Consider the following 23,663-nt stretch of genomic DNA (forward strand, 5'->3'; position numbering starts at 1 on the left):
GGACGCACGCGGAAGGTGACACCACCGTGATTCTGCAACGCATCGGGAACAGGGGACTGTTCCTGGGGGCTTTCTTCGACGACGCCGCCAAGAAGCGGCCGTACCAGAGAATCACCCTCGACCACGAACTCGACATCGCGCCCGAGCTGGGCAGTGACCTCACCGTCCACGCCTGCGCGAACCTGGTCGGCGAAATGGCATCGGCGCTGCGCGACGTGGGGGTGCGCCCGGGTGACAGGGTCGCCGTCCACAAACGGGACTGCTTCGACATCTTCCTGCTGACCTGCGCGGTCGCCCGCGTCGGCGCGGTCCCCGTCGCCCTGTCTCCGACCCTCCGGGGCGACACCGTCGCGCAGTTGCTGGAGCGCTGCGACCGGCCCCACCTGATCACCGACGAGCAGACGCTGGTGGACGGGCTGCCGCCCGACGTGGTCAAGCGCTGCGCCGGCGTCCTGCTCGTCACCGGCGAGGCCGACGGCACCACCCCGCTGCGGCGCGATCCCGAGGCGCGTCCCCGCCCGTTCACCCGGCCGCGCGCCGACCGTCCGGCCCTGCTCACCCACACCTCCGGCACCACGGACACACCCAAACTCGTGGTGCACACGTCCCGTTCGCTGCGCGCCCGCTACCGGCCGCAGGCGCTCGGCGCCCGGCTGCTGATACGCGACCGCGAGACCCTCGCCGTACGGGTCTCGTTCGTCCATTCCCGTCTGGTCACCGCGCTCGCCATCGCGCTGGAGCGCGGCTTCCCGATCGTCGTCCTCAAGGACGCCCCGCCCGAGCGGGTCGCCGACCTGTTCGCCGAGGTCAAACCCGGCATCCTGGAGGCCCACCCCAACACCTTCGTGGAGTGGGAGCCGCTGGCCGACGACCCGCGCGGGCCGCTGTCCAACGTGCTGGCGCTGAGCTCCACGTTCGACGCCATCCACCCGCGGACGGTACGGAAGATCCTGGGCGCCTCCCACCGCAGGCGCCCCTTCCACCTCCAGTTGTACGGCCAGAGCGAGATCGGCCCCACCGTGGGCCGGGCCACCTCGCGGCGGCGCGCGATGTCCGTCGACGGCCGGTGCGTCGGCTTCCCGTTCCCCGGGATGACGGCGGTCCGAGTCGTCGACCGCGACGGCCTCACCCCCGGCCCCGGCACCCCCGGTTTCATCGAGGTCCGCTCCGACGGCCGGGCGCTCACCTACGTCGGTGAGGAGGCCCGCTTCCAGCGTCAGCTCGACGACGGCTGGTGGCGGATGGGCGACGTCGGATACCGCACACGCTGGGGCTGTCTGCACGTCTCCGACCGCGAGGTCGACGTCATCCCCGGCTTCGGCAGCGCCCTGGAGGCCGAGGACGTACTGATGTCACGGCTCGACGCGCTCCTGGAGGTCGTGGTCGTGCCCGGTCGGGAGGGCGCGCCGACCCCGGTCGTGGTGACCCGCGACGGCGCCCCGCTGGACCCCGACCGCTGGGCGAAGGCCACCGCGGGACTGCCCGCCATGCGCCCGCCCGTACAGCTCAGCCTCGACGAACTGCCGCGCACCGCGACCGCCAAGGTGCAACGGCTGGAACTGGCCAAGCGGTTGCTCGCCGCCGACCCGGCCGGCCGGCCGGCCACGTGAAGGGGGAAGTCACCTTGTCGCAGCGCGACACCGCCGACCACGACCGTCTGGTCGGCTGGCTGGAGAATCCGTCCGCGACACGCGGCATACGGTTCAAGCTGGACGACGGCTCCTGGCAGCGGCGCACCTACCAGGAACTGGCCCGCCGCTCCCTGGGCGCCGGCGCCGCCCTCGCCGACCTCGGCGTGCGCCCCGGCGACGTGGTGCCGCTCGTGGTGCCGGGCGGCGAGGACTTCGTCACCCAGTTCTTCGGCGTCCTCGCGATCGGCGCCACCCCGTCCGTACTGCCCCTGCCGCTCGCCCTGCGCGCGGGGGAGGGCTACCAGACGCAGCTGAAGGCCGTCACCGCGCGCATCCATCCGCGCCATGTCGTCGCCGACCCGCGCTACCACGACATCGTGGCCGAGAGCGTCGCACGGATCGGCGGCGGCACCGAGGTGGTGGCGCCGCAGTACTCCGACCGCGTCGAGGACGCGCCGCGTGCCCGGAGCGACCTGGCCGTGCTCCAGTTCACCTCCGGCTCCCGAGGGTCGCCCCGAGGACTGCGCATCTCGATGGCCAACATGGCCACCAATCTGCGGATGATCCAGAACTGGATCGATCCCGTGGGCCACGGCGCCGTCACCTGGCTGCCGCTGTACCACGACATGGGGCTGGTCGGCGGTCTGCTGGGCGCGCTGACCCTCCAGGTGGAACACGCGCTGATGCGTCCCGAGCAGTTCATCAGGGACACCCCGGGCTGGCTCGCCGAGTACGGCCGCGCCCCGTACACCTCCATGTGCATGCCCAACTTCGGGTTCGAACGCGTGCTGGCCACGGTCCGCGCCGACCACCTCGACGGCATGGACTTCTCCGCGGTGACCGGGGTGATCAGCGGTGCCGAGCGGATCGACCCCGCGGTCATCGCCCGGTTCGCCGGTCTGCTCGCCCCGCACGGGTTCGCCGTACACGCCCTGATGCCGGCCTACGGACTGGCCGAGGGCACCCTCGCGGTCACCGGTGTCGGCAAGGGCGACGTGCCGCGGCTCGCGCGGGTGGGCGGCCTGGAGCGGCGCCTGGGCGAGAAGCTGGAGGTGAGCGAGGTCGTCGACCTCGGTACCGAGCCGGTAGCCGAACCCTGGAACTGGCAGGTCAGCTGCGGTCCGCCGCTGGCACCCGCTCGCGTGGAGATCCTGGACGAGGACGGCGCACCGCAACCCGAGGGCGTGCTCGGCGAGATCTTCGTCGAGGGTCCCTCCGTCGCGGAGGGCTATGTGGACGCCGCGCCGGAGGACCTGGCCCGGCTGAACGGCGGCCGGCTCCTCACCGGAGACGCCGGATTCATGCTCGACGGCGAGCTCTATGTGGTCGGCCGGCTCGGCGACAGCGTGAAGATCAACGGTCAGAGCGTGTTCGTCGAGGACATCGAGATGGAACTCGCGGCCTCCGGGATCATCTCCCGCCGCCACGCGACCGTCGTGGCCGGAGTGGTGCGCGGCGAGCCGAAGGTGCTGATCGTCACCGAACGGCCGCTGGGCGACCGGCTGGACGACGCGCTGTCCGCCGTCACCTCGTTCACCGGTGCCGCGGGCCGGGCCGAGGTGCTGAACGTCAAGCGGGGGACGATCCCGCTGACCTCCAGCCGCAAGCCGCGCCGCCGCTCGCTGTGGCTGGCGTATCTGGAAGGTCGACTGAAGGAGCGTAAGGACTCGTGAGTGCTGTGGCCGCTCCGGCGGAGACCTCCCGCCTCTTCACCGCCGGGCCGTTCGGCGAGCGGGTGGAGGAGGCGCGCAAACGGGTCGGGGGACTGCTGCGGCAGACCTTCGAACCGGTCGCGGAACGGGCCGAGACCGAGGGCCTGTTCCCCCGTGACGTGCTGGCCCGGCTGGGCGCGGCCGGACTGTTCGAGGAGCGCTGGGCCGGGGCGGACCCCCGCGACCCGTACGGCGACACCGGGCTGGCCGTGATCATCGCCGAGGAGAGCGGCCGGCTGGGGCGCGCGAGCCTGTCGGTCGGGCTCAGCCTGCACTGCGAGACGGTGCTGTCCGTCCTCACCCGCTTCGGCGACACCCCGCTGCTGGCCGGGTACCGGGAACGGGCCCTGCGAGGAAGCCTCGTGGGCTGCCTCGGGGCGTCGGAGCCGTCCGGCGGCTCCGACCTCAACGGAGTGGCGACCGTCGCGCGCAGGACCTCGGACGGCTGGCACGTGACCGGTGAGAAGAAGTACCTGTCCCTCGGCCTGGTCTGCGACATCGCCCTGGTGCTGTGCCGCCTGGACGAGGGCTCGGGACCGGTCGCCGGACGGCTCGGCCTGCTCGCCGTACCCGCCCACGGCCTCACACCCCGCAAGCGCCACAACAAGGCCGGGACATCGGGCCTGGACACCACCTGGATGGCGATCGACGCCCGTGTCCCCGAGCAGGCCCTGGTCGGCCGGCCCGGCGGCGGGCTGCTGACCGCGACCTACGGGCTCAACCACGAACGGCTCTCCATCGCCGCCCAGGCCGTCGGCGGCGCCGCCCGCGCCATCGGACTGGCCACCGCCCACCTCCAGCGCCGCGAACAGTTCGGCAGGCCGCTCATCGAGCAGCAGGCGCTGCGCCTGCGGCTGGCCGAGATGTCCTCCCGGCTCGTGGCGCTGCGCTACGCGGTGTACACAGCGGCCCAGGGCGTGCCCGTGCCGGGCGCCTGCGGCACCCGCGAGATCGCCGCGCTCAAGACCACCGCGGCCCGGTTCGTCGAGGAGGTCACCAGCGAGTGCATGCACCTGTTCGGCGGCCCCGGCTACCTCCCGGACGAGACACCGATGTCCCGGCTGTGGCGCGACTCCCGGCTGGCCCGGATAGGCGGCGGCACCGACGAGATGATGTGGGAGCTGGTGGCCGGCGGACTGGTCCCCGACTTCGCCGCCTACGACGAGAGTGTCGATCTCGGATGAAGCTGCTGCTGACCGGTACGACCGGCCAACTCGGAACGGCGGTCGCCGAGATCGCCCCCCAGCGCGGTGTGCGGATCGTGCCCCTGGTGCGACGCGCCCGGCCGGGCCAGATCCCCTTCGGGCGCGCCTTCCCGTCACTGGCCTCCGCCCAGGTCACCGGAGACGTCCGCGAACCCCTCTGGGGCCTCGCGGAGGCCGACCTCGACGAGCTGGCCGGCAGCGTCGACGCCGTCGTCAACCTCGCCGGGGACACCAACTGGGCGGGCAGCGGACGCGACCTGTACGCCGTCAACGTGCTGGGCGCGCGAGGCGGTCACGAGGTGGCCCGCGAACTGCAGCGCCGCTCCGGCCGCCGTATCGTCCACGTCTACGCCTCCTCGATCTTCGCCGCGGGCGGAACCCTCGGCCGGATCGCCGAGAACCCGCTGGGCCCCGACCGCCACCGCACCGCCTACGAACACAGCAAATGGCTCGCCGAACGGGAGCTGGAGCGGATGCACACGCCCGGCGACCCCGACGTCCTCATCAGCAGGGTCGCCGCCCTGCTCGGCGACTCGCGCACCGGCGCGACCCGCCGGCGCAACTCGCTGTACCTGCTGGCCGAACGGTGGGACGAGCTGCCGGGCCGGGTGCTGCCCGCCATGCGCGGTGCCAAGGTCGACGTCCTGCCCCGCGACACCGCGGCCGGGACGCTGCTCGACGCGGTCGCCGGGCTGCTCCGCTCGGGACCCCGCCGCGAACCCGTCATCACCCATCTGTCGGCCGGCGAGCGGGCCCCGACCATCCGCGGTCTGCTGGAGGTGGCCCGCGCCCTGTCGCCGCAGTCCTTCGGCAAGTGGCTGCGGATCGTGCCGGCCTCCGCCGAGCAGGTGCTGTGGCTCTCCGGCAACGCCGAACGCTATCTGCCGCTGTCCCCGGCATGGCGCAACAGCATCATCGGGCTGCGCTACATCGGGCTCGACCGGGTGATGGAACGCGGGCGGCTGGCCGAACTGGTCGACGGGCCGCTGCCCGATCCCTCCACCGAACTCCTCGCCCGGCTGCTGTTCGACCTCCCCGAGCCGCAGCGGCCGACGGCTCCCGCCGACAGCGGATTGTCGAGGTTCCTGGCATGAACGTATTGATCCTGGGCGGCACCGGCTTCCTGGGCACGGCCGTGGCACAGGCGTGCGAGCGGTCCGGTGCCACGGTCAGGGTGCTGTCGCGCGGCGGCACGTCCACGGTGGGCGAGGGGGTGCGCGGTGACGTGAGGATGCCGAGGCTCGGACTGTCCGCCGCCGACCTGGCCCGGATCCGCGCGGACACCACCCATGTCGTGTTCTGCTTCGGATCGGTCTCCTGGACCTCCGGCCCCGGTGAGGTGCTGGAGACCCACGGCAACGGGATGCGCTCCGCCCTGGCCTTCCTGCACGACCTGCCCGAGCTGCGACAGGCCGTGCACGTCTCCTCGCTGCTCGCGCTCGGCCGGGCCGAGGGACGGATCACCAACCGCGAGCTGTACACCGGCCAGCGGTTCCGCAACTGGTACGAGTACGGCAAGTACTGCGCCGAACGACTGGTGCGCGACGCCCTGGAACTGCCCGTCGGCGTCGTCCGCTTCGGCCCGGTGCTGGGCCCCGATCCGCGCGGCGGCCGGCCGGACACCCGGCACGGGCTGCCGGTGGCGTTCCCGCACCTGCTCGCCGGCTACCCGGTGCATCTGGCCCGGCGCGGCGACTTCCCGTGCTGGGTCACCGACGCCTCCTCGGCGGCGGAGATCGTCGTCAAGGCCCTGACCACCCCGATCGGCCGGGCGACCTGGACCTGGTTCGACCCGGCGCTGCCCACCCTCGCGGAGGTCTTCGCCGAGGTGTGCCGGCCCTGGGGCGTGGTCCCCAGGATCGTGGAGGCCCGCCCGTTGGGCCGGTTCACCCGGCTGCTCGGCGAACGCGTCGGCACCCCGCGGGAACTGGCCGAGTACACCGAGCCCTGGTTCGACCTGGACGTGGACGTGCTCGAGGAGATCCCCGGGCCCTGGCCGGTCCCCGACCCCGACTACCTGGGCGCGACCGGCCGGGCGCTGCGCGACGGCGCGGAAAGGAAGGCCCTGACGTGACCGAGCGTCCCGTCTCCGTGGACACCGACCCGCATCCGCACTTCCGCATCTACTCGGCGGGCAACTTCGGCGAGGTGGCGCCCCAGCGGCTGTCGCCGATGTCGTGGTCGCTGGTGGGCGACCCGATGGAGCGCGGCACCCGTGCCCTGGCGCAGCGGCTGTGGGGCCGGCCCGCCTGGGCCGAGGGCGGCCACTACGTCTTCGTCGGCTACTTCGGCTGCCGGCCCTACCACAACCTCGCCGCGTACTGTCATCTCTCCGCCTCCATCCCCGGGCTGCGCCCGAGCGACGTCACCGACGCCTACTTCGAGGGCATCGACTCCCCGGAGGAACTGACCGCGCTGCGCTCCGGACGGGTCCGGCAGTGGGCCGGCAGCACCAGGCTGCTCGGCGAACTGCGCGACGTCGGACCGCGGCTGCGCGCCCTGGAGGAGCGGGTCGCGGAACTGGAGTGGGCGCTGCGCGCCGCGACCACCACGAACAGCCCGATCGCCCTGTCGGGAGTCCTGCGGGACGCGCTTCCGGTGCTGGAGGAGGCGTGGGCGGCGCACATCCTGACGACCGCCGGCCTGGTGCCGGTACGCGCGCTCCAGCGCCGCGTCTACGGCAGGCTGCTGCGGCACGGCGACGAGATCGCGCACTGGCTGACCCGGCCCCGGGAACTGGTCTGGGACCGGCTGCACACCGCCGCGTCGACCCTGGACCCGTACGGTCCGGGCGACTTCCTGGCCTCCTCGTTCTACGAGGTCGCGGACGGGCAGGCACCGTGGAAGGACTACGCGGTCCGGCACAAGCAGGTGGCGAGCGGCAGCAGCGAGTCCGCCGTGGCCCCGGTCGATCCGGCCGAGGCGCTGTCCGGGATGGTCTCGCCGTGGCGCAGCCGCACCGTGCGGTCGCTGGCGGTCGCGGTCGGCGAGATGATGGCCGGCCGCGAGCACTCCAAGTCGCTCGCCATGCGCACCCTGCACGTCTACCGGCGGCTGCTGCCGGCCCTGGCCGCCCAGCTGGGCGAGGACGCCGAGCTGTGGCCGTATCTGACGATCCGCGAGTTCACGGATCTCTCGACCCGGCCGGGCCTGGTCGAGCGCGCCGGGCCGCGGATCGAGGCGTGCCGGACGGCGCTCGGCACGCCGATGCCCGAACACCTCGACCTCAGCGGCGACGACGGCGTCATACGCCCGTGGCTCAGCCGGACACCGCAGGTCCAGCGGGGTGTCGCCCCGGGCATCGGGGCCGGCACGGTGATGGCGCCGGAGGGGGAACTGCCCGACGAACCCGTCGTCATCATCTGCGCGTCGGCGGACGCCGACATCGCCCCGCTGCTCCCGTTCGCCGAGGGAGTGCTCAGCGAACGCGGCAGCGACCTGTCGCACATCGCCATCCTCGCCCGCGAGTACGGCATTCCGTGCGTCGTGGGATACCCGGGCGCGGCCTCGTTGCCCCCGGGCACGACCGTGTCCATCAACGGCAGTACCGGAGAGGTGAACATCCTTGACCAGTCCTGACAACACCACGACGTCCCCCGAGACGCTCAGGGCACTGGAGGAGGTCTACGCCGCGGTGAAACGGGTCCGGCGGGACCTGCGGCCGTCGGACCGGATCGTCCAGGACCTGGAGATCGACTCGCTCGCCACGCTGGAGATCCTGCTCGGTCTGGAGGAGCGCTTCCAGGTGTCCTTGGTGGACAACGTCCGGGCGGCCGGGGTGACGACGGTGGGCGACCTGGTCGCACTGCTGGACGAACTGCGCGCCGGCCGCCCCTCCTGACCCGCCGCGCCCGACGACCCGCCCCCCATGACGACGGGAGATCCCTTGCTTCCCGACACCATCTCGTTCGACGTCCTGCACCTGCTGGTCCTCAAGGGCATGGCATCCGCCGACCTCCTGGTGGCGGGCACCGGGCACGAACGTGACGACGTACTCGCCGAACTGGAGAAGCTGCGGGCCGACGGGCTCGTCACCCACATGGAGCGGCGCGGACTGTGGCGCGTCGCGCCCGAGGGCCGGCAGCGGCACGCCGCGCTGATGGACGACGACCTGGCGGACGACGCCCGGGACCGGATCCGGCGGGAGTACGAGCGCTTCCTCCCGCTGAACGACCGGTTCAAGGAGCTGTGCACCCGCTGGCAGTTGCGCGACGGCGCGACCAACGACCACCGCGACGCCGCCTACGACGGGGCACGGGTGAGCGAACTCGGCGCGGTGCACGAGCAGGTCGTGCCGATCCTCGCCCACCTGGCCGCCGTACGCCCCCGGTTCGGGCGCTGTGCGGACCGGCTGGCCCGCGCGCTGACCGACCTGCGGGCCGGGCAGCACAAGGCGTTCACCGGCGTCCTGTGCGACTCGTACCACGACGTCTGGATGGAACTCCACCGCGACCTGCTGCTCACGCTGGGGATCGAGCGGGAGGACGAGGAGCGCGCGAGGACGCCCCGGTGAGCGCCACCGGGGCGGTGCTCCGGCTCACCGGCGCGCTCGGCGACGGTGACCGGGGCACGGTCGGCGGCAAGGCCGTCGGACTCGCCGCGCTGCTGCGGGCGGGTGCGGCGATCCCCGACACCTGGGTGGTCCCGGTCGGCGCCGAACCCGCCGACGCGGACCTCGCGCGGTGCGCGGCTGCCGCACCTCGCTGGGCCGTACGCAGCTCCGCCACGGTCGAGGACGGCACGGGCCTGAGCTACGCGGGCATGTTCCGCAGCGAACTCGACGTCCCCGCCGGGGGACTGGCCGAGGCGGTCGCCGCCGTGCGCGCCTCCGCGCGCAGCGACCGGGTCGCCGCCTACCGGGGCAGGCTGGCGGAGGGCCACCACGACGTGGGTATGGCGGTGCTGCTCCAGCCGTTCCGCGCCCCGGAGCGCAGCGGCCTGTGGCTGGGCCGCGGGCCCGGACGGGGACGGCTGGAGTGGACCTCGGGCAGCGGCGACGCGCTGGTCTCCGGTGCCGTCACCCCGGCCTGGGAGGAGTGGACCCAGCAGGGGCGGGCCGACGGGTCCGAGCGGGAGGCGCTGGAGAGCGGCGGACGGCCGGTCGGGGCGGCCTGTCTCGCGCTCCAGGAGACGCTGGGCGTGCCCGCCGACCTGGAGTTCGCCCTCCTCGACACCGGACCGGTGTGGCTCCAGTTCCGGCCGATGACCGCCGAGTTGGGCGACGCCGCCGGACCGCGGGCCGGGGCCGGCGGGGGCGTCGTGCACGGCACCGCGGCCTCCGGCGGGCTGGTCACCGCGCGCGGACTGCGGCTGCGGGACGTGGACGATCCCGGCTGGCAGCCGGGCGCGGTCCTGCTGACGGAGCAGACCGATCCGGACTGGGTGCCGCTGATGGCGCAGGCCGCCGCACTGGTCACCGCCGAGGGAGGCATGCTGTGCCACGCCGCCATCGTCGCCCGTGAGCTGGGGGTGCCCTGTGTCACCGGGGTGGGCGCGGCGGCACTGGCGCGGCTGGCGTCGGGCGGTCCGCTCAGGGTCGACGGCTCGGCCGGAACGGTGGCGATGCTGTGACCCCGGAACGGCCGGAGGCGGCCGATCTGGCCGACGAGCAGCGGGACTTCGCCGCGCTGCTCGCAACCCTGGGGGAGCCGGACTGGCGACGGCCCTCCGCCGCGCCGGGCTGGACCGTCGCCGACCAGGTGGCGCATCTGGCCGACACCGAGGAGGTCGCCGCGGACACGCTGGCGGGCGGGCCGCGCGCGTTCGCCGAGGCCGTGTCCGCGTACGCGACGGCCGAGGACTTCACCGCGGCCGGCTGCCGGCGGGGCGAAGGGCTGCCGCCCGGCGAGCTGACCGCCTGGTGGGACCGGGCCGCCACGCGCACCCGCCGGCTGCTGGCCGAGCGCGCCCCCGAGGACCGTGTGGCCTGGGGCTTCGGCATGCCCTCGAAGACCTTCGCCACCGCGCGCCTGATGGAGCACTGGGCGCACGGTCTGGACATCCGCGACGCGCTGGACCTGCCGGTGGAGGAGCCGGCGCGGCTGCGCGGGATCGCCGCCCTGGGCCACGCCACACTCCGCTACGCACTGGCCCGCGCACGGGTGCAGCCTCCTCAGGGCCGCACGCTGCGGCTGGAGTTGACCGCGCGGGACGGCACCGGGCTGTCGATCGGTCCGCCCGATGCCTCGGACGTGCTGAACGGATCGCTGCTCGATTGGTGCCGGGCCGCGACCAGGCGAGTGCGCGGCGCCCCGCTCGCGCTGCAGGCCGACGGGCCTCTGGCCGAACTGGCACTGCTGCACGCGCGGGCCTATCTGTGACGTGAACCGATCGGTCGCCGAACGCTGAAAGGACGTGCCGAGACGATAGGGTGACGCAATGGTCAAGGTGGAAAAAGAACTGACTATCTCCTGTACACCGGAAGCCTTCCTCGACTTCGTCATGGACATCGAACGGTACATTCAGGTCGATGACAAGATCAGAGCGATCTCCTGGGTGCGGCGGGACGGGAATCTGACCGAGTTCAAATTCCAACCCAGGCTGCCCGGACTGTCCTTGCCCGAACCGAAAGCCGTGGCACAGATGCGGCTCACCCCCGGACGGTGCATCGACATCCGGCTGGCCCCACCGCCGCTCAACAAGTTCAACCACCGCATGGCCGACTTCGCCGCCCGATTCTCCTGCGCCCCGGTCGACGGCGGAATCCGCGCCACCCGCATGATCTCCTTCCGGTTCAATCCACTGACCCGGTGGATGCTCGACCCGGTCCTCACCCGCACGCTGCCCGGATCGGTCGAGCGGGAACTGCGCCTGAGCAAGCAGATTCTGGAAAGCGGGGAAAGCGGCTAGCCTCTGGGGCGTGAGCCACCCGAAGTCCGACGACGGGGGAAACCCATGGCGATATCGGCGCACCACGGCACCCCGGACACGACCGGGGAACGGTACGCCCATGTCATCGTGATCGGCGCGGGATTATCGGGAATCGCCGCCGCGGTGAAACTGCGCCGCGCCGGAATCACGGATCTGCTGGTACTGGAGAAGGCCGACCGGGTCGGCGGGACCTGGCGGGAGAACACCTATCCGGGCTGCGCCGTCGACATTCCCTCACCGATCTACTCGTTCTCCTTCAACCCCAATCCGGAATGGAGCAGGAACTTCGTCGGCCAGGCCGAGCTGCTGTCCTACATCGAGGACACGGTGGAGAAGTTCCGGCTCACCGCGGCGCTGCGTCCGAACACCGAACTCCTGGAGGCCGCCTGGTCCGAGGAACGCCGGCGCTGGGTGCTGGAGACCAGCCGGGGACGGTTCGTGGCCCAGCACGTCGTCTTCGCCTCCGGACTGCTGCACGAGCCGGTCGTCCCCGCCCTTCCCGGCCTCGCGGACTTCCCCGGCGAGACCTTCCACTCCGCCCGCTGGAACCACGACGTCGACCTGACCGGCAAGCGGGTGGCCGTGATAGGCACCGGCTGCTCGGCCGTCCAGATCGTGCCGGAGATCCAGCCGCTGGTCGACCGCCTGTACGTCTTCCAGCGCACGCCCGCCTGGGTCCTGCCCCGGCTCGACTTCCGCGTGCCGCGGCCGGTGCGTCGGCTGTTCCGCGCCGTGCCGCCCGCCCAGCGGCTGTTCCGGGGTGCCTGCGACGTCTCCCTGAGGCTGCTCGGGCTCGTCATGCGCCGTGCGAGGGTGGCGCGACTGCTCACCCCCGTCGGCAAACGGTTCCTCGAACTGCAGGTGCCCGACCCGGAGCTGCGGGCGCGGCTCACCCCGGACTTCACCATCGGCTGCAAACGGCTGCTGCTGTCCAACACGTATCTGCGCGCCGTGTCGCGGCTCAATGTCCGGCTCGTACCGAGCGCTCTCGCGGCGTTCGACGGCGGTGAGCTGATCGCGGCGAACGGCGAACGCGTCGAGGCGGACGTCGTCGTCTTCGGCTCCGGTTTCGAAATGCGGCACCCGCCGATCGCCGAACGCATTCGCGGGCGCGACGGCCGGCTGCTGTCCGAGGTCTGGTCGGTCGACAGCCCCGAGGCCTATCGGGCCACCACCCTGCCCGCCATTCCCAACGCGTATCTGCTGCTCGGGCCCAATATCGTGATGTACCACTCGCTGCTCTCCCTCGCCGAGGCACAACTCGACTACATCGCCGACGCGATCCGGACCGCACGCACCCGGGACATCGAGGTCCTGGAGATACGCCCGGAGCCGTTCCGCGCGTTCAACGACGAGGTCCAACGAGGCCTTTCCTCGACCGTCTACAACACCGGCGGATGCAGCAGCGTCTACCTCGACGAAAAAGGCAAGAACTTCGTCACCTGGCCCTGGTCGGCCAGACGGCTGCGCGGCGAACTGGCCCGCTTCGACATCGAAAACTACGAGATCACCGCCGGGGAGCGCTGAATGTACGACTACACCCAGTCCCTGATACGCAGTGAGACCAGCCGGGGCAAAGTGCGGCAGCAGACGGACATCACGCTGCGCGGCCAGGTGTGGACCCTGCTGCCGGACGTGTTCTCGCCGGCGGACTCGAAATCCAGCCTGGCACATCTGGGCCTGCTGGAATTCCCCGTCGGGGGCGCCTTCCTGGAAGTCGGTTCCGGCATCGGGCTGATCGCGGTCAGCGCCGGGCTCGCCGGCTGCCGCGCGGTCTGGGCCACCGATCTCAACGCTGCGGCGGTCAAGAACACCGCGCTCAACGCGGAGCGATTCGGCGTCGCGGACCGGATGACCTGCGTCCAGGGCGACCTCTTCGAAGGACTCCACGAAGCGCCCCTGTTCGACGTCGTCTACTGGCACTCCAACAATGTGTGGGCGCCGCCGGAGATCGACATCAATGTGCACGAGCTGGCCTACGTCGACCCCGGATACGAGGCGCACCAGCGGTACTTCCGTGAGGCGCAGCGCCATGTGGTCCCCGGCGGGCGGGTGCTGATCGCGCTGAGCAGCCGGGCCGGCCGCGCCGAGCTGGCGCAGCTGGCGGCGGCGGAGCGGCAGCGCCTGATCACCGTCGACTCCGCCGTCGTGGAGGAGCCCGAGGGACCGGTGGTCTACGAACTCCTCGAGGTCGTTCCGCTGTGAGGCCCCGGCCGGGACCCCGCCACCCATCACGATGAACCGTCCGAGAAGAGGCCCCCGTTGATTTTCGACAAGCTGCTCGCGCTGCCGAGCGACGCCGAGCCCTGGATCGTCGATCACCAGCCGATCATCGTCGCCGCCGAGGACGAGAAGATCCCGCCGAGCGAGATCGCGGACGCCGCCGCCCGGACCGCGACCGCCCTGCGCGCCCACGGCGTCGTCCCCGGGGAGCGATGTGTCGTCTGGCTGGAGTCACCGACCGACATCATCGTCGCCTACGCGGCCGTCACCGCCCTCGGCGCGGTGCCCATCCTGCTCAGCCCGACCCTCTCCGGTCCGGTCGCCGCCGCCATGGTGGAGAACGTCACCGGCATCACCGGCGTCATCGCCACCGACGACCGGCTCGCCATCGGCGTGGAGACCTTCGGGGACGTCGGCCGCTTCATCGACTGGCGCGACATCGCCGCCGAACTGCCCCGCCACAAGCGCATATCGCGGCGCCGCGAGGTCGCCTCCGACGCCGCCTACGTCGTCGTCCACACCTCCGGGACCACCGGCATCCCCAAGCTGGCCGAGTGCTCGGGCGCCAGCATCCGGTTCAACGCACGGGTGCAGGCGGTCATCCACCGGCTGTCCCGGCTGGAGGGGCACCTGGCGCTGGTCATCTCGCCGGTGCACGGCCGGACCGTCGTCGGGATCCTCGCCGCGCTGATGCGCAGGGCACCGCTGATGCTGCTGCAGGACGACTCACCGGAGAACGTGGACCGGATGCTGAAGCGGCACCGCCCCACCTATCTGGAGACCCACCCGAACACCTTCCGTGCCTGGCAGCATCTGTCGCCGGGCGGCGCGTTCCGCTCCGTGCGCTTCTTCGGCGCCGGATTCGACGTCATCCACCCCGACACCGTCAGCGCCCTGCTCGCGGGTTCGGACCACCGGTTCGCCGTCTGCGTCGAGGTCTACGGCCAGAACGAGACCGGCCCCATCGCCATCCGCAGCCATCTGAAGGGGATGCAGAAGCCGCTGCGCGCACTGCGCCGGCTGCGCCGCTCCCACCTGCTGAACGGCCATCCCGCCGGGCCCCGCTTCCCGTTCTGCCGGGTCCGTATCGTCGACGACTCCGGGCGGCCGGTACCGGCCGGCACCCCCGGGCGCATGGTGGTGAAGACGCCGGGAGTCTTCTCCGGGTACATCAACCGGCCCGACCTGTCGTCCCGGGACTACCCCGACAACCGCTGGTGGGACACCGGCGACTGGGGAGCGAAGTCGCGCACCGGGCGCATCACCCTGGTGGACCGCCAGGTCGACAAGGTCTCCGGCGCAGTCAGCGGCATCGCCATCGAGGACATCCTGCTGGAGCGGTTCCCCGAGTTCCTGGAGTTCGTGGTCCTCGAGATGAACGGCGACCTCCAGCCGGTGCTCTCCCTGCGGCCCGGCACCGAGTTCCGCAAGGAGGCCTGGCGGTCCGCGACCGGCAGGCTGCCGAGGATGGCCGAGCCCGTCGTCATCCCCGACGGTGACTTCCCCCGGACCGTCACCGGCAAGATCCAGCGGGAGCGGCTGAAGAAGACGCTGGCCGGCCGGCCCCTCTCCGCCACACGTCACTGAGGGAGCATACGCATGACCGTCACCAGCGCGTCCCGGGCCGCCCGGACCCCGGCCCTGGCGAAGTTCATCGGATACGTCCAGCTCGGCAAGGTCCGGATCTACCACCATGCCTACGGCTGGATCCTCGCACTGCTCCTGCTCCGCCTGGACGGCCGGGCCGGCGCCGACACCGCGGCGCCGCTGGCGCTGACCCTGCTGATGGTGCTCGCCACCCAGTGGAGCGGCGGTGCCGCGGACGACCTCGGCGGCTTCCGGGACGGCAGCGACGCCCGCAACTACGCGGGCCGGCCCGCCGCGACCGTGGCCAAGAAGCCGCTGCTCACCGGCGTCCTGACGGAGCGGGAGGCGGTCCGCTTCGGCATCGTGATGTGGCTGGTCGCCATCGCGGCGGGGCTCGTGGCGGTACTCACCCTGGACGGCACGGCACCGCTCGCGGCCGTGCTGGTGATGCTCGTGGGCCAGATCGCCTCGGTGCAGTACTCGATCGGCATGAAGCTCAGCTATCTGCCGGGCGGTCTGGAAGCCACCATCTTCTACGTCATCGGCTGCATCGGCCTGGTGCCGTACTGGCTGATCGCCGGACATGTCACGGCCGAAGCACTGATCACCAGCGCCCTGGTGGCCGTGTGGTTCCTGCTGATCGTCTCCTACGGCAACGCCTCCGACCGGCAGGGCGACTCCGAGGTGTCCCGCCGCACCATGGCGGTCCTGCTGCCGCCGGGTCCGTTCAAGGTGTTCCTGTTCCTCCTCTTCGCCACCAGCGTCACCCTGCTCACCCTGCTGTTCACCACCACGCGCTTCGACACGGTGCTCGCCCTCACCGTGGTACCGGTCGTCGCCCTGCACGCCGTACAGCTCTACTACGGCGCGGCGAAGGAGGAGTGGCGCAAGGCGCGGTTCATCGGGCTCAGCTCGGTCGACCTGGGCTGCGTCGGGCTGGCCGTCGCCTTCCTCCTCGCATGACGGCGTGGCGGCAGGGGGCGGGCGGCACCGTGGCGAACGGGCACATGAGGGCGGCGTACATCACCCGCTTCGGCGGGGCGGACGACATCCGGACGGGGCGACTGCCGCTGCCCGTGCCGGGCCCGGACGAGGTGCTCGTCCGGGTCGACGCGGTGGCGGCCAACCACGTCGACACCTTCGTCCGCTCCGGCGCCTACGCGACCGACGTGCGCTTCCCGTTCGTCGTCGGACGGGACCTCGTCGGCACCGTGGCCGCGTCAGCCGGACGGTTCGCCGCGGGGGACCGGGTGTGGTGCAACAGCCTCGGCCACGCCGGACGGCAGGGCTCGTTCGCCGAGTACGCGGCCGTCCCGGCGGACCGCCTCTACCCGCTGCCCGCCGGGGTCGACCCGGGGCAGGCGGTGGCCGTGCTGCACACGGCGGCCACCGCGCACATCGGCCTGTTCCGCACCGCCGGGCTCCGGCCGGGGGAGACCATCCTCCTGCGGGGCGCGGGCGGCGGCGTCGGCAGCGCCGCCGTGCAACTGGCCCGCGCGGCGGGCGCCCGGGTCGTCGCGGTCGACCGCGCCGAGAACGCCGAGTGGTGCCGCCGCTGCGGGGCGCACGAGGTGCTCGACCGCGCCGATCCGGGCACGCCCGCGGCCGTGCGCGACCTGGCGCCCGACGGGGTGGACGTCCTGTGGGACTGCTCCGGGCACCACGACTTCGACGCGACGGTCCCGCTGCTGGCACGGGGCGGCCGGGTCGTCCTGGCGGCCGGGATGGGGGCCCGCGCGGTCCTGCCGGTCGGTGCCGTGTACACCCGCGACATCAGCCTGCGGGGCTTCGTCATCAGCAACGCGTCGGCGGCCGACCTCGCCGCGTCCGCCGAGGGCATCAACCGCGAGCTGGCCCGGGGCCGTCTGACGGGCCGGGTGCGAGCACGGCTCCCGCTGACCGAGGCCGCCCGCGCCCATCGGCTGCTGGAAGGCCGCGAGAGCACGGCCGCGCCGGGCCGCGTCGTGCTGTTTCCCGGTGGTCCGCTGTGAGTCACGGCCCGAGTGAAGGGCCTGAGTGAAAGGGAGGACGGCGCAGTGCCGCGTCTGCTGAGCAAGGAATGGTGGGAAGAGCGGGTCCTGCGGATGTACGACTCGTGGCGCGACCCCGTGACCTGGCACGTCACGGAGACCCCGGACGGCCCCGGCGACCTGCGCCAGTTCGGACGGCGCCGGTTCGCCCTGCTCGTGACCCACAAGCGCAACGGCGAGTCCGTACCGTCGGCGATGTGGTTCGGGATGAAGGACGGCCGCGCCTATCTGCGCACCGGCGCCAACTCCTGGAAGGTGCGCCGCATACGGAACAACCCGCAGGTGCTGTTCGCGCCGTCCAACATCAGGGGCCGGCCGAGGGGCGCGGTCATCGCGTGCACGGCGCGCATCCTGCCGGACGACGAGAAGCCGCGCGCCGCGCGCATCATCGTGGACGCCTACGGCAAGGGCCGCAGGCTGTACGACCGTACGGTCGCCACGGTCTACGAGGAGGCGGCCTACCTGGAGATCACCCCCAACGCCCTGCTGGAGGCCGAGGCCGCCGAGCGGGCGAGGTGGGCGCGCCGGGCGGCGGACTGAGCCGCAGGTACGCACGTGTGGCGGGCGGGTCCCGGGAAACTCCCGGGACCCGCCCGCCACCTGTGTGCGGACGCACGGTGCGTCCTCACTTCTCGCCGGGGCTCTCGCGCAGCCCCACCTTGGCGTGCAGGGCCCGCAGCGGCCTCGGCGCCCACCAGTTGCCCCTGCCGACCAGCCGCATGTACGCCGGCACCAGGGCGCCGCGGACCAGGGTCGCGTCCATCAGGACCGCGAGGGCCAGCCCGATGCCGATCGCCTTGAGGTAGACGATGCCGGAGATGAGGAAACCCAGGAACACGATGGCGATCAGCAACGCGGCGGACGAGATCACCGACCCGGTGCGGGCGAGGCCGAGCGCCACCGACTCCTCGTTGTCGCCGGTCCTGTCGTACTCCTCCTTGATCCGGGACAGCAGGAACACCTCGTAGTCCATGGACAGCCCGAACGCGATGCAGAACAGCAGCACCGGCACGGTCCAGGTGATCGAGTCCGTGACGACGAAGTCCCCGACGAGGCCCTGGAGATGCCCTTCCTGGAACCCCCACACGAGCACGCCCAGCGTGGCGCTCAGGCTCAGGCAGTTGAGGATCAGTGCCTTCAGCGGCAGCAGAAGACTGCCGGTGAACAGGAACAGCACCACGAAGGAACTGGCGGCGATCACACCGAGCGCCAGGGGCAGCCGGGCGTTCATCGAGTCGATGGAGTCGGTCAGTTCGGCCGCCGGACCGCCGACCGCGCGATCGTACGGCGCGGGGACGCTCCTGAGCCGTTCCACGAGGTCCCGGCCCTCCTGCGACAGCGACTGGTCGCGCGGCACGACGGACAGATAGGTGCTGTCCTCGGTGCCGAACCGGGCCGACAGGTCCGTCGGGCGCTGCACGAGCCGTCCCCCGGCGAAGGACCCGGCCTCGCTGTCCACCCGCGACACCCCGTCGAGAGCGGAGAGCCGTCCGGCGTACGGCGCCACCTGGCGGGCGCCGCGCTCGGGGGTGTCGCTGAGCACCACACTGAGCGCCTGCGTCTCCTGGGCCCGGAAGCCGTCGCGGATGTCGGCGCCGACCTGCCGGGCCTGGCTGTCGGCCGGCAGCACCCGCTCGTCCGGCAGACTGAGCCGCAGATCCAGGAAGGGCGCGCCGAGCAGCAGCAGGAGCGCGGTGACGACGCCCGCGACGGGCAGCGGCACCCGCATGACGCCCCGGGCCAGGCGGTGCCAGAAGCCGCCTTCGGCCCGCGGCGGCGACGTCCTCACGGACCGGCGGCCGAACAGGCGCCCCTTCTCGATGCGGTGGTCCAGCGCCTTGAGCAGCGCGGGCAGGAAGGTGAGCGAGGTGACGGCGGCGAGCAGGGCGGTCGGGATCCCGGCGTACGCGAACGAGCGCAGGAAGTAGAACGGGAACACCAGCAGCGCGCCCAGCGCCAGCGTGACCGTGACGGCCGAGAACAGCACGGTGCGGCCCGCGGTGCGCAACGTCGTCGCGATCGCCTCGTCGGTGCCCGCGCCCTGGCCCCTCTCCTCCCGGTACCGCTTGATCAGGATCAGGCTGTAGTCGATCGCCAGGCCCAGCCCGAGACCGGTGGCGACATTGCCGGCCAGCGCGGAGACCTCGGTGAACACCGTGAGGACGCGCAGCACCAGCAGCACCGAGAGGATCGTCAGGGCGCTGACCAGCAGCGGTACCAGGGCGGCGACGACACTGCGGAACACGAACAGCATCACGATCAGCAGGACCGGGAAGGTCACCGCCTCGATCCTGACGAGGTCCTCCTCCGTGGTCGCGGACATCTCCTGGTCCGCCAGGGCGCTGCCGCCCACCCGGACGTCCAGCCCCTCGGGCCGGTGGGCGTAGCGCTCCTCCAGACGGTCGAACGTCTCCTGCACCCGGTCCTCGTCACCGGAGATCCGCGCCATCAGCAGCGCCCGGTCGCCGTCCTTCGAGCGCAGCGGCTCGGACCCGCCCGGCGACCAGTAGGAGACGGCGTGCTCGACGCCGGGTTCCCGGCCGACCCGCTCGGTGAGCCGGGTGCCCGCGGCGACGACGGCGGCGGCGTCCACGCCCCGCTCGTCGGAGACCAGCAGGACGAAGTCCGGTGCGCCGGCCCGGAACTCCTCGGCCAGTACTTTCGCGGTCCTGGCCGATTCGGTGGATTCGTCGACATAGCCGCCGACGGACATCTCCCGGAACACGCTGCCGCCGAGGGCACCCGCGACCACCAGCAGCGCTCCGGACAGGTACAGCACGAGCCGGCTGCGACGGCAGACGAACCGGGCCAGTGAGGCGAACACTGCGGCTAACCCCTCTCCCGCTGCGGCTTCCCGGACGTCAGGTTCACGCGCAGCGCGCGCAGCAGTGTGGACGGCGCCGCCAGGGAACTCGGGTGGCTGCGCATGTACGTCACCGAGTTGAACCGCACGGCCACGTCGCGGTCGGTGATCGAGGCGCGGGCCATCTGCTCGGCGAGCCAGGTCGTGAGGCGATGGCCGCGCGGATACGGCCCGTCGACGTCGGGACGGGCCAGATCGGCGGAGCCGGAGATCTGCCAGGCGGCGTCCACCACCACACGTTGCAGGGCGAGGAAGTCGCGGGCCGGTGCGCGCAGATCGGGGGCGGACCGCAGGTACTCCGACAGTGCCGAGGCCTGGAGAGCGGCCGACGACATGCCCTGGCCGTAGACCGGGTTGAACGACGCGACCGCGTCACCGATCGCGATCAGCCGGGCCGGAAAGCGCTTCAGCAGGTGGTAGTCGCGGCGACGGCTGTCGGCCTGGTGGTAGGTGAGGATGTCCTCCAGCGCTTCGCCCGAGACGGCCTCGCGGTACACCGGCGGCAGTTCGCCGCAGAGTTTCCGGAACTCCTCCAGGGTCCGGATCGGCGGCTGCTTCCCGTAGTTGGCCAGGGTGATCAGCCAGCGGTCGTCCTCTATGGCGGTGATGGCGCCGCTCGCCACCCGGGGCGGGGTCGCGGTGGGGGTGCGGTAGGCGATGGCCGCCGCCAGCTCCGGGGTGCTCGTGGTGCGGCGGAAGTATCCGGTGGCGTAGTCGATGTCGATCAGCATCCGGCGCATCGCGGGCCGTTCCCAGCCGGCCGCCTCCAGCCAGTCACCCAGTTTGCTCGCCCGTCCCGTCGCGTCGACCACGAAGTCCGCGTCCTCGACCCACTCCGCCGCGGCGGCGCCCGCACCCTCGCCGGAGCCCGGAACCGGCCCGCACCGTACGCCGGTGACGGCTCCGTCCCGGAACTGAAGCCCCTTCACCCGGCAGGTGAGGACCTTCACATTGGGCAGGGCCAGGGTCCGGCGGCGGACCAGCGCCTCCAGGAACGGTCTGCTGCTCGACAACAGCCCCATCGTCCCGTCGCTGACCTTCGGCACACCGTCGGCGTAGGCCCGGATGTTGTACGGCGACGAGACGATCGCGCCGCCCGCCTCGGCCTCGTCCTCGAATCCCGGGAAGAACCGCCGGAGTTGCATCCGGCCGCCGTGCATCAGCGTGTGCAGCTGACCGGCGTGCGGGGTGCCCGGCCGGCGGGCCGCGGTCGAGGGCAGGGCGTCCCGTTCGACGATCACCACGCTCTCGGCGTGATCGGAGAGCACCCGTGCGGCCAGCAGCCCGGCGAGACTCCCGCCGAGGACCACGGCCCGCCCCACGACGACCTCGGTGCCGGTGATCGGCTCGTCGGTACCGAGCCGGGCGAAAACACGAGCGGCAGACTCGAACACGGGGCCTCCAGACCGGTTGCTTGCATCGTCCAGCCACTGCTGGGAAAGCGCGCGGATCTGTCGGCCGAAGAGGGGCGCACGTCCAAGGCCCCCGGTTGCCGCCGCCCACCTCAGCCCGGCACCCCATGCTCCAACGGTGCCGCAGGCGGTGCAAGGACGGTCCGGCCGGCGCGGACTCCCGCCGGACGCGGGGGAGTTGGCCGAAACGAACGGTGCGACGAGGGGCGGTGCCCGGCGCTCCGGCACCCGCCCCGCGGGCGGGCGGCGGAGATCCTGTCGACCGACGGCGCGGGCCGGACCTGCTCCACGCGCGGTCGCGCAGTGTGGTGCGCGCACGCTCAGGATTCAAGGACGGCGCGGTGAGCAGACCGACCACTCGTCGGTTCCCGGCCATGTCCTCGTCGGGGAGACGCCCGGATCACCGCCCCGGGCGGCCGAACCTCGCCGTACGGCGCGGGGAGCGACGAGTGACGAAAGTCCCTCTCGCCGGGTCGTTCGTTTGCAGATCCCGGTCGCGAGCAGAGGAGCTGGTGGAAGATTCGCTCCCCGGACCGAAAGGACACGCCGTGACGGGCATCGAGAACCCACCCGTCGAGGCCTCGGCCGACCCCCAGGCCGTCAGGCGGCACCCGAGGCTCTTCAGGGCCCGTGACCGCCGCAGGAACCCTCCCCTGCGGCGCACCGACATCACGGTCTCCGACGAGGCCGCGGTCAAACGCGCCGTGAAGGCCGCCTCCCTGGGCAATGCCATGGAGTGGTTCGACTTCGGCATCTACAGCTATCTCGCCGTGACCATCGGCCATGTGTTCTTCCCGTCCGGGAACAGCACCGTGCAGCTCCTCGCCTCGTTCGCTGCGTTCGCCGTGTCGTTCCTGGTACGCCCGCTCGGCGGTCTCGTCTTCGGGCCGATGGGGGACAGGATCGGCCGGAAGAAGGTCCTGTCCCTCACCATGATCCTGATGGCGGTCGGTACCTTCGCCATCGGCCTGATCCCCTCGTACGCGGTGATCGGCTTCTGGGCACCGGTCCTGCTGGTCCTCTTCCGCCTCGTGCAGGGCTTCTCCACCGGCGGCGAGTACGGCGGTGCCTCCACCTTCATCGCCGAGTACGCGCCCGACCGGCGTCGCGGCTTCTTCGGCAGCTTCCTGGAGCTCGGCACCCTCGCCGGATACGTGGGCGCGGCCGGACTGGTGACGGCGCTGACCACCGTGCTGGGCAGCGACGGCATGGAGTCGTGGGGATGGCGGGTGCCGTTCCTGGTCGCCGGTCCGATCGGCGTCGTCGGCCTCTACCTGCGGCTGCGGCTGGACGAGACGCCGGCGTTCCGCAGGCTGGAGGACGACTCCGCCCACCAGGCGCCGGACGCGGTCTCGGCGGTGGAGACCGCGGCCAAGGGCGACATCGCCCGGATCTTCCGGCACCACGGGCCGATGCTGATCCTGTGCGTCGGCCTGGTCGCGGCCTACAACATCACCGACTACATGCTGCTGTCGTACATGCCGACCTATCTCTCGGACACGATGGGCTATTCCGAGACCCACGGCCTGCTCGCCCTGATCGCCACCATGGTGGCGCTGATGCTGGTCATCACACAGGTCGGGCGGCTGTCGGACCGAGTCGGCCGGAAGCCGCTGCTGATGGCCGGCATGCTCGGCTTCCTCTTTCTGTCCGTCCCGGCGTTCCTGCTGGTCAAACAGGGCAGCGGGATCGCCGTCGCGGCCGGGATGCTGATCCTCGGTCTGTCGCTGGTCTGCCTGCTCGGCACGATGTCCGCGGTCCTGCCGGCGCTCTTCCCGACCCAGGTCCGCTACGGCGCCCTGTCCATCGGATACAACGTCTCCACCTCGCTGTTCGGCGGTACGACCCCGCTGGTGATCACCTGGCTGATCTCCACGACCGGCAGCGACCTGATGCCGGCCTACTACGCGATGGGCGCCGCCCTCGTCGGTGTCATCGCCGTGGCCTGCATGAAGGAGACCGCCCGCAAGCCGCTGGCCGGGTCCCCGCCGTCCGTGTCGACCGCAGAGGAGGCGGCCGAGATCGTGACGAGCCGGGCGGCCACTCCGACGTTCTGACCGTGCCGGGCGGGCCCGGCGACGGGGACCGCGCGGCCGTGGCCGGCTGGTGCGGTCCCCCTCGCGGTCGGGT

Annotated in this window: 20 protein-coding genes; 18 read left to right on the top strand and 2 right to left on the bottom strand. The window is 72.1% G+C overall.

What is annotated here, in order from left to right; translation table 11 throughout:
• Positions 1–26 precede the first annotated feature (26 nt).
• From DN051_RS33915 to DN051_RS33990, 17 genes are read left to right on the top strand one after another with little or no spacing between them, the layout of a single operon-like run.
• Positions 27–1,610, top strand: coding sequence for a class I adenylate-forming enzyme family protein (locus DN051_RS33915; protein ID WP_199314736.1), 1,584 nt, complete (start codon positions 27–29; stop codon positions 1,608–1,610).
• Between the two features lie 14 nt (positions 1,611–1,624).
• Positions 1,625–3,304 (top strand): AMP-binding protein, encoded by a 1,680-nt coding sequence (locus DN051_RS33920; protein ID WP_053761736.1) that lies wholly within the window; start codon positions 1,625–1,627, stop codon positions 3,302–3,304.
• On the top strand, positions 3,301–4,527 hold the full coding sequence (locus tag DN051_RS33925; RefSeq protein ID WP_053761737.1) for an acyl-CoA dehydrogenase family protein: 1,227 nt from the start codon (positions 3,301–3,303) through the stop codon (positions 4,525–4,527). The genes DN051_RS33920 and DN051_RS33925 overlap by 4 nt, the downstream gene beginning before the upstream one ends.
• Positions 4,524–5,642 carry an SDR family oxidoreductase gene (locus DN051_RS33930; RefSeq protein WP_053761738.1) on the top strand — a complete coding sequence of 373 codons (1,119 nt, stop codon included), beginning with the start codon at positions 4,524–4,526 and terminating at the stop codon, positions 5,640–5,642. Before DN051_RS33925 ends, DN051_RS33930 begins: the two co-directional genes overlap by 4 nt.
• Positions 5,639–6,622, top strand: a complete 984-nt coding sequence (locus tag DN051_RS33935; protein WP_162625023.1) for an SDR family oxidoreductase — start codon at positions 5,639–5,641, stop codon at positions 6,620–6,622. Before DN051_RS33930 ends, DN051_RS33935 begins: the two co-directional genes overlap by 4 nt.
• Positions 6,619–8,127: a PEP-utilizing enzyme gene (locus DN051_RS33940; protein ID WP_112440482.1), complete on the top strand. Its 1,509-nt coding sequence runs from the start codon at positions 6,619–6,621 to the stop codon at positions 8,125–8,127. The genes DN051_RS33935 and DN051_RS33940 overlap by 4 nt, the downstream gene beginning before the upstream one ends.
• Positions 8,114–8,389: an acyl carrier protein gene (locus DN051_RS33945; RefSeq protein WP_053761741.1), complete on the top strand. Its 276-nt coding sequence runs from the start codon at positions 8,114–8,116 to the stop codon at positions 8,387–8,389. Before DN051_RS33940 ends, DN051_RS33945 begins: the two co-directional genes overlap by 14 nt.
• 45 nt (positions 8,390–8,434) lie before the next feature.
• Positions 8,435–9,061 carry a hypothetical protein gene (locus tag DN051_RS45230; protein ID WP_053761742.1) on the top strand — a complete coding sequence of 209 codons (627 nt, stop codon included), beginning with the start codon at positions 8,435–8,437 and terminating at the stop codon, positions 9,059–9,061.
• Complete coding sequence (locus tag DN051_RS33950; RefSeq protein ID WP_053761743.1) at positions 9,058–10,119, top strand: PEP-utilizing enzyme; 1,062 nt, start codon at positions 9,058–9,060, stop codon at positions 10,117–10,119. The genes DN051_RS45230 and DN051_RS33950 overlap by 4 nt, the downstream gene beginning before the upstream one ends.
• On the top strand, positions 10,116–10,868 hold the full coding sequence (locus tag DN051_RS33955) for a maleylpyruvate isomerase family mycothiol-dependent enzyme (protein WP_053761744.1): 753 nt from the start codon (positions 10,116–10,118) through the stop codon (positions 10,866–10,868). The genes DN051_RS33950 and DN051_RS33955 overlap by 4 nt, the downstream gene beginning before the upstream one ends.
• A 58-nt stretch (positions 10,869–10,926) precedes the next feature.
• Positions 10,927–11,397, top strand: a complete 471-nt coding sequence (locus DN051_RS33960; protein WP_053761745.1) for an SRPBCC family protein — start codon at positions 10,927–10,929, stop codon at positions 11,395–11,397.
• Between the two features lie 45 nt (positions 11,398–11,442).
• Positions 11,443–12,945, top strand: a complete 1,503-nt coding sequence (locus tag DN051_RS33965) for a flavin-containing monooxygenase (protein ID WP_112440486.1) — start codon at positions 11,443–11,445, stop codon at positions 12,943–12,945.
• Positions 12,946–13,623: a methyltransferase domain-containing protein gene (locus DN051_RS33970; RefSeq protein WP_112440488.1), complete on the top strand. Its 678-nt coding sequence runs from the start codon at positions 12,946–12,948 to the stop codon at positions 13,621–13,623. It begins immediately after the preceding gene.
• 57 nt (positions 13,624–13,680) lie between these two features.
• Positions 13,681–15,228: a class I adenylate-forming enzyme family protein gene (locus DN051_RS33975; RefSeq protein ID WP_112440490.1), complete on the top strand. Its 1,548-nt coding sequence runs from the start codon at positions 13,681–13,683 to the stop codon at positions 15,226–15,228.
• 12 nt (positions 15,229–15,240) lie between these two features.
• A complete protein-coding gene (locus DN051_RS33980; protein ID WP_112440492.1) occupies positions 15,241–16,191 on the top strand; it encodes a UbiA family prenyltransferase in 951 nt (316 codons plus the stop codon).
• On the top strand, positions 16,188–17,219 hold the full coding sequence (locus tag DN051_RS33985) for an NADPH:quinone reductase (RefSeq protein WP_246040693.1): 1,032 nt from the start codon (positions 16,188–16,190) through the stop codon (positions 17,217–17,219). The genes DN051_RS33980 and DN051_RS33985 overlap by 4 nt, the downstream gene beginning before the upstream one ends.
• A 45-nt stretch (positions 17,220–17,264) precedes the next feature.
• Positions 17,265–17,798, top strand: coding sequence for a PPOX class F420-dependent oxidoreductase (locus tag DN051_RS33990; protein ID WP_053761751.1), 534 nt, complete (start codon positions 17,265–17,267; stop codon positions 17,796–17,798).
• 85 nt (positions 17,799–17,883) lie between these two features.
• On the opposite strand, the gene DN051_RS33995 is transcribed toward DN051_RS33990, so the two are convergent.
• Together DN051_RS33995 and DN051_RS34000 are read right to left on the bottom strand one after the other, a co-directional pair.
• Positions 17,884–20,082 carry an MMPL family transporter gene (locus DN051_RS33995; RefSeq protein WP_199314737.1) on the bottom strand — a complete coding sequence of 733 codons (2,199 nt, stop codon included), beginning with the start codon at positions 20,080–20,082 and terminating at the stop codon, positions 17,884–17,886.
• A 5-nt stretch (positions 20,083–20,087) separates the two neighbouring features.
• The gene (locus DN051_RS34000; protein WP_053761752.1) at positions 20,088–21,515 is read right to left on the bottom strand and encodes an FAD-dependent oxidoreductase; all 1,428 of its coding nucleotides are present in this window, start codon (positions 21,513–21,515) and stop codon (positions 20,088–20,090) included.
• 566 nt (positions 21,516–22,081) lie between these two features.
• Between DN051_RS34000 and proP the strand changes: the two genes are divergently transcribed.
• On the top strand, positions 22,082–23,590 hold the full coding sequence (proP, locus tag DN051_RS34005) for a glycine betaine/L-proline transporter ProP (RefSeq protein ID WP_112440496.1): 1,509 nt from the start codon (positions 22,082–22,084) through the stop codon (positions 23,588–23,590).
• The last annotated feature ends 73 nt before the right edge of the window (positions 23,591–23,663 follow it).

This window comes from Streptomyces cadmiisoli (assembly GCF_003261055.1).
In the GTDB taxonomy this organism is placed as follows: Bacteria; Actinomycetota; Actinomycetes; order Streptomycetales; family Streptomycetaceae; genus Streptomyces; species Streptomyces cadmiisoli.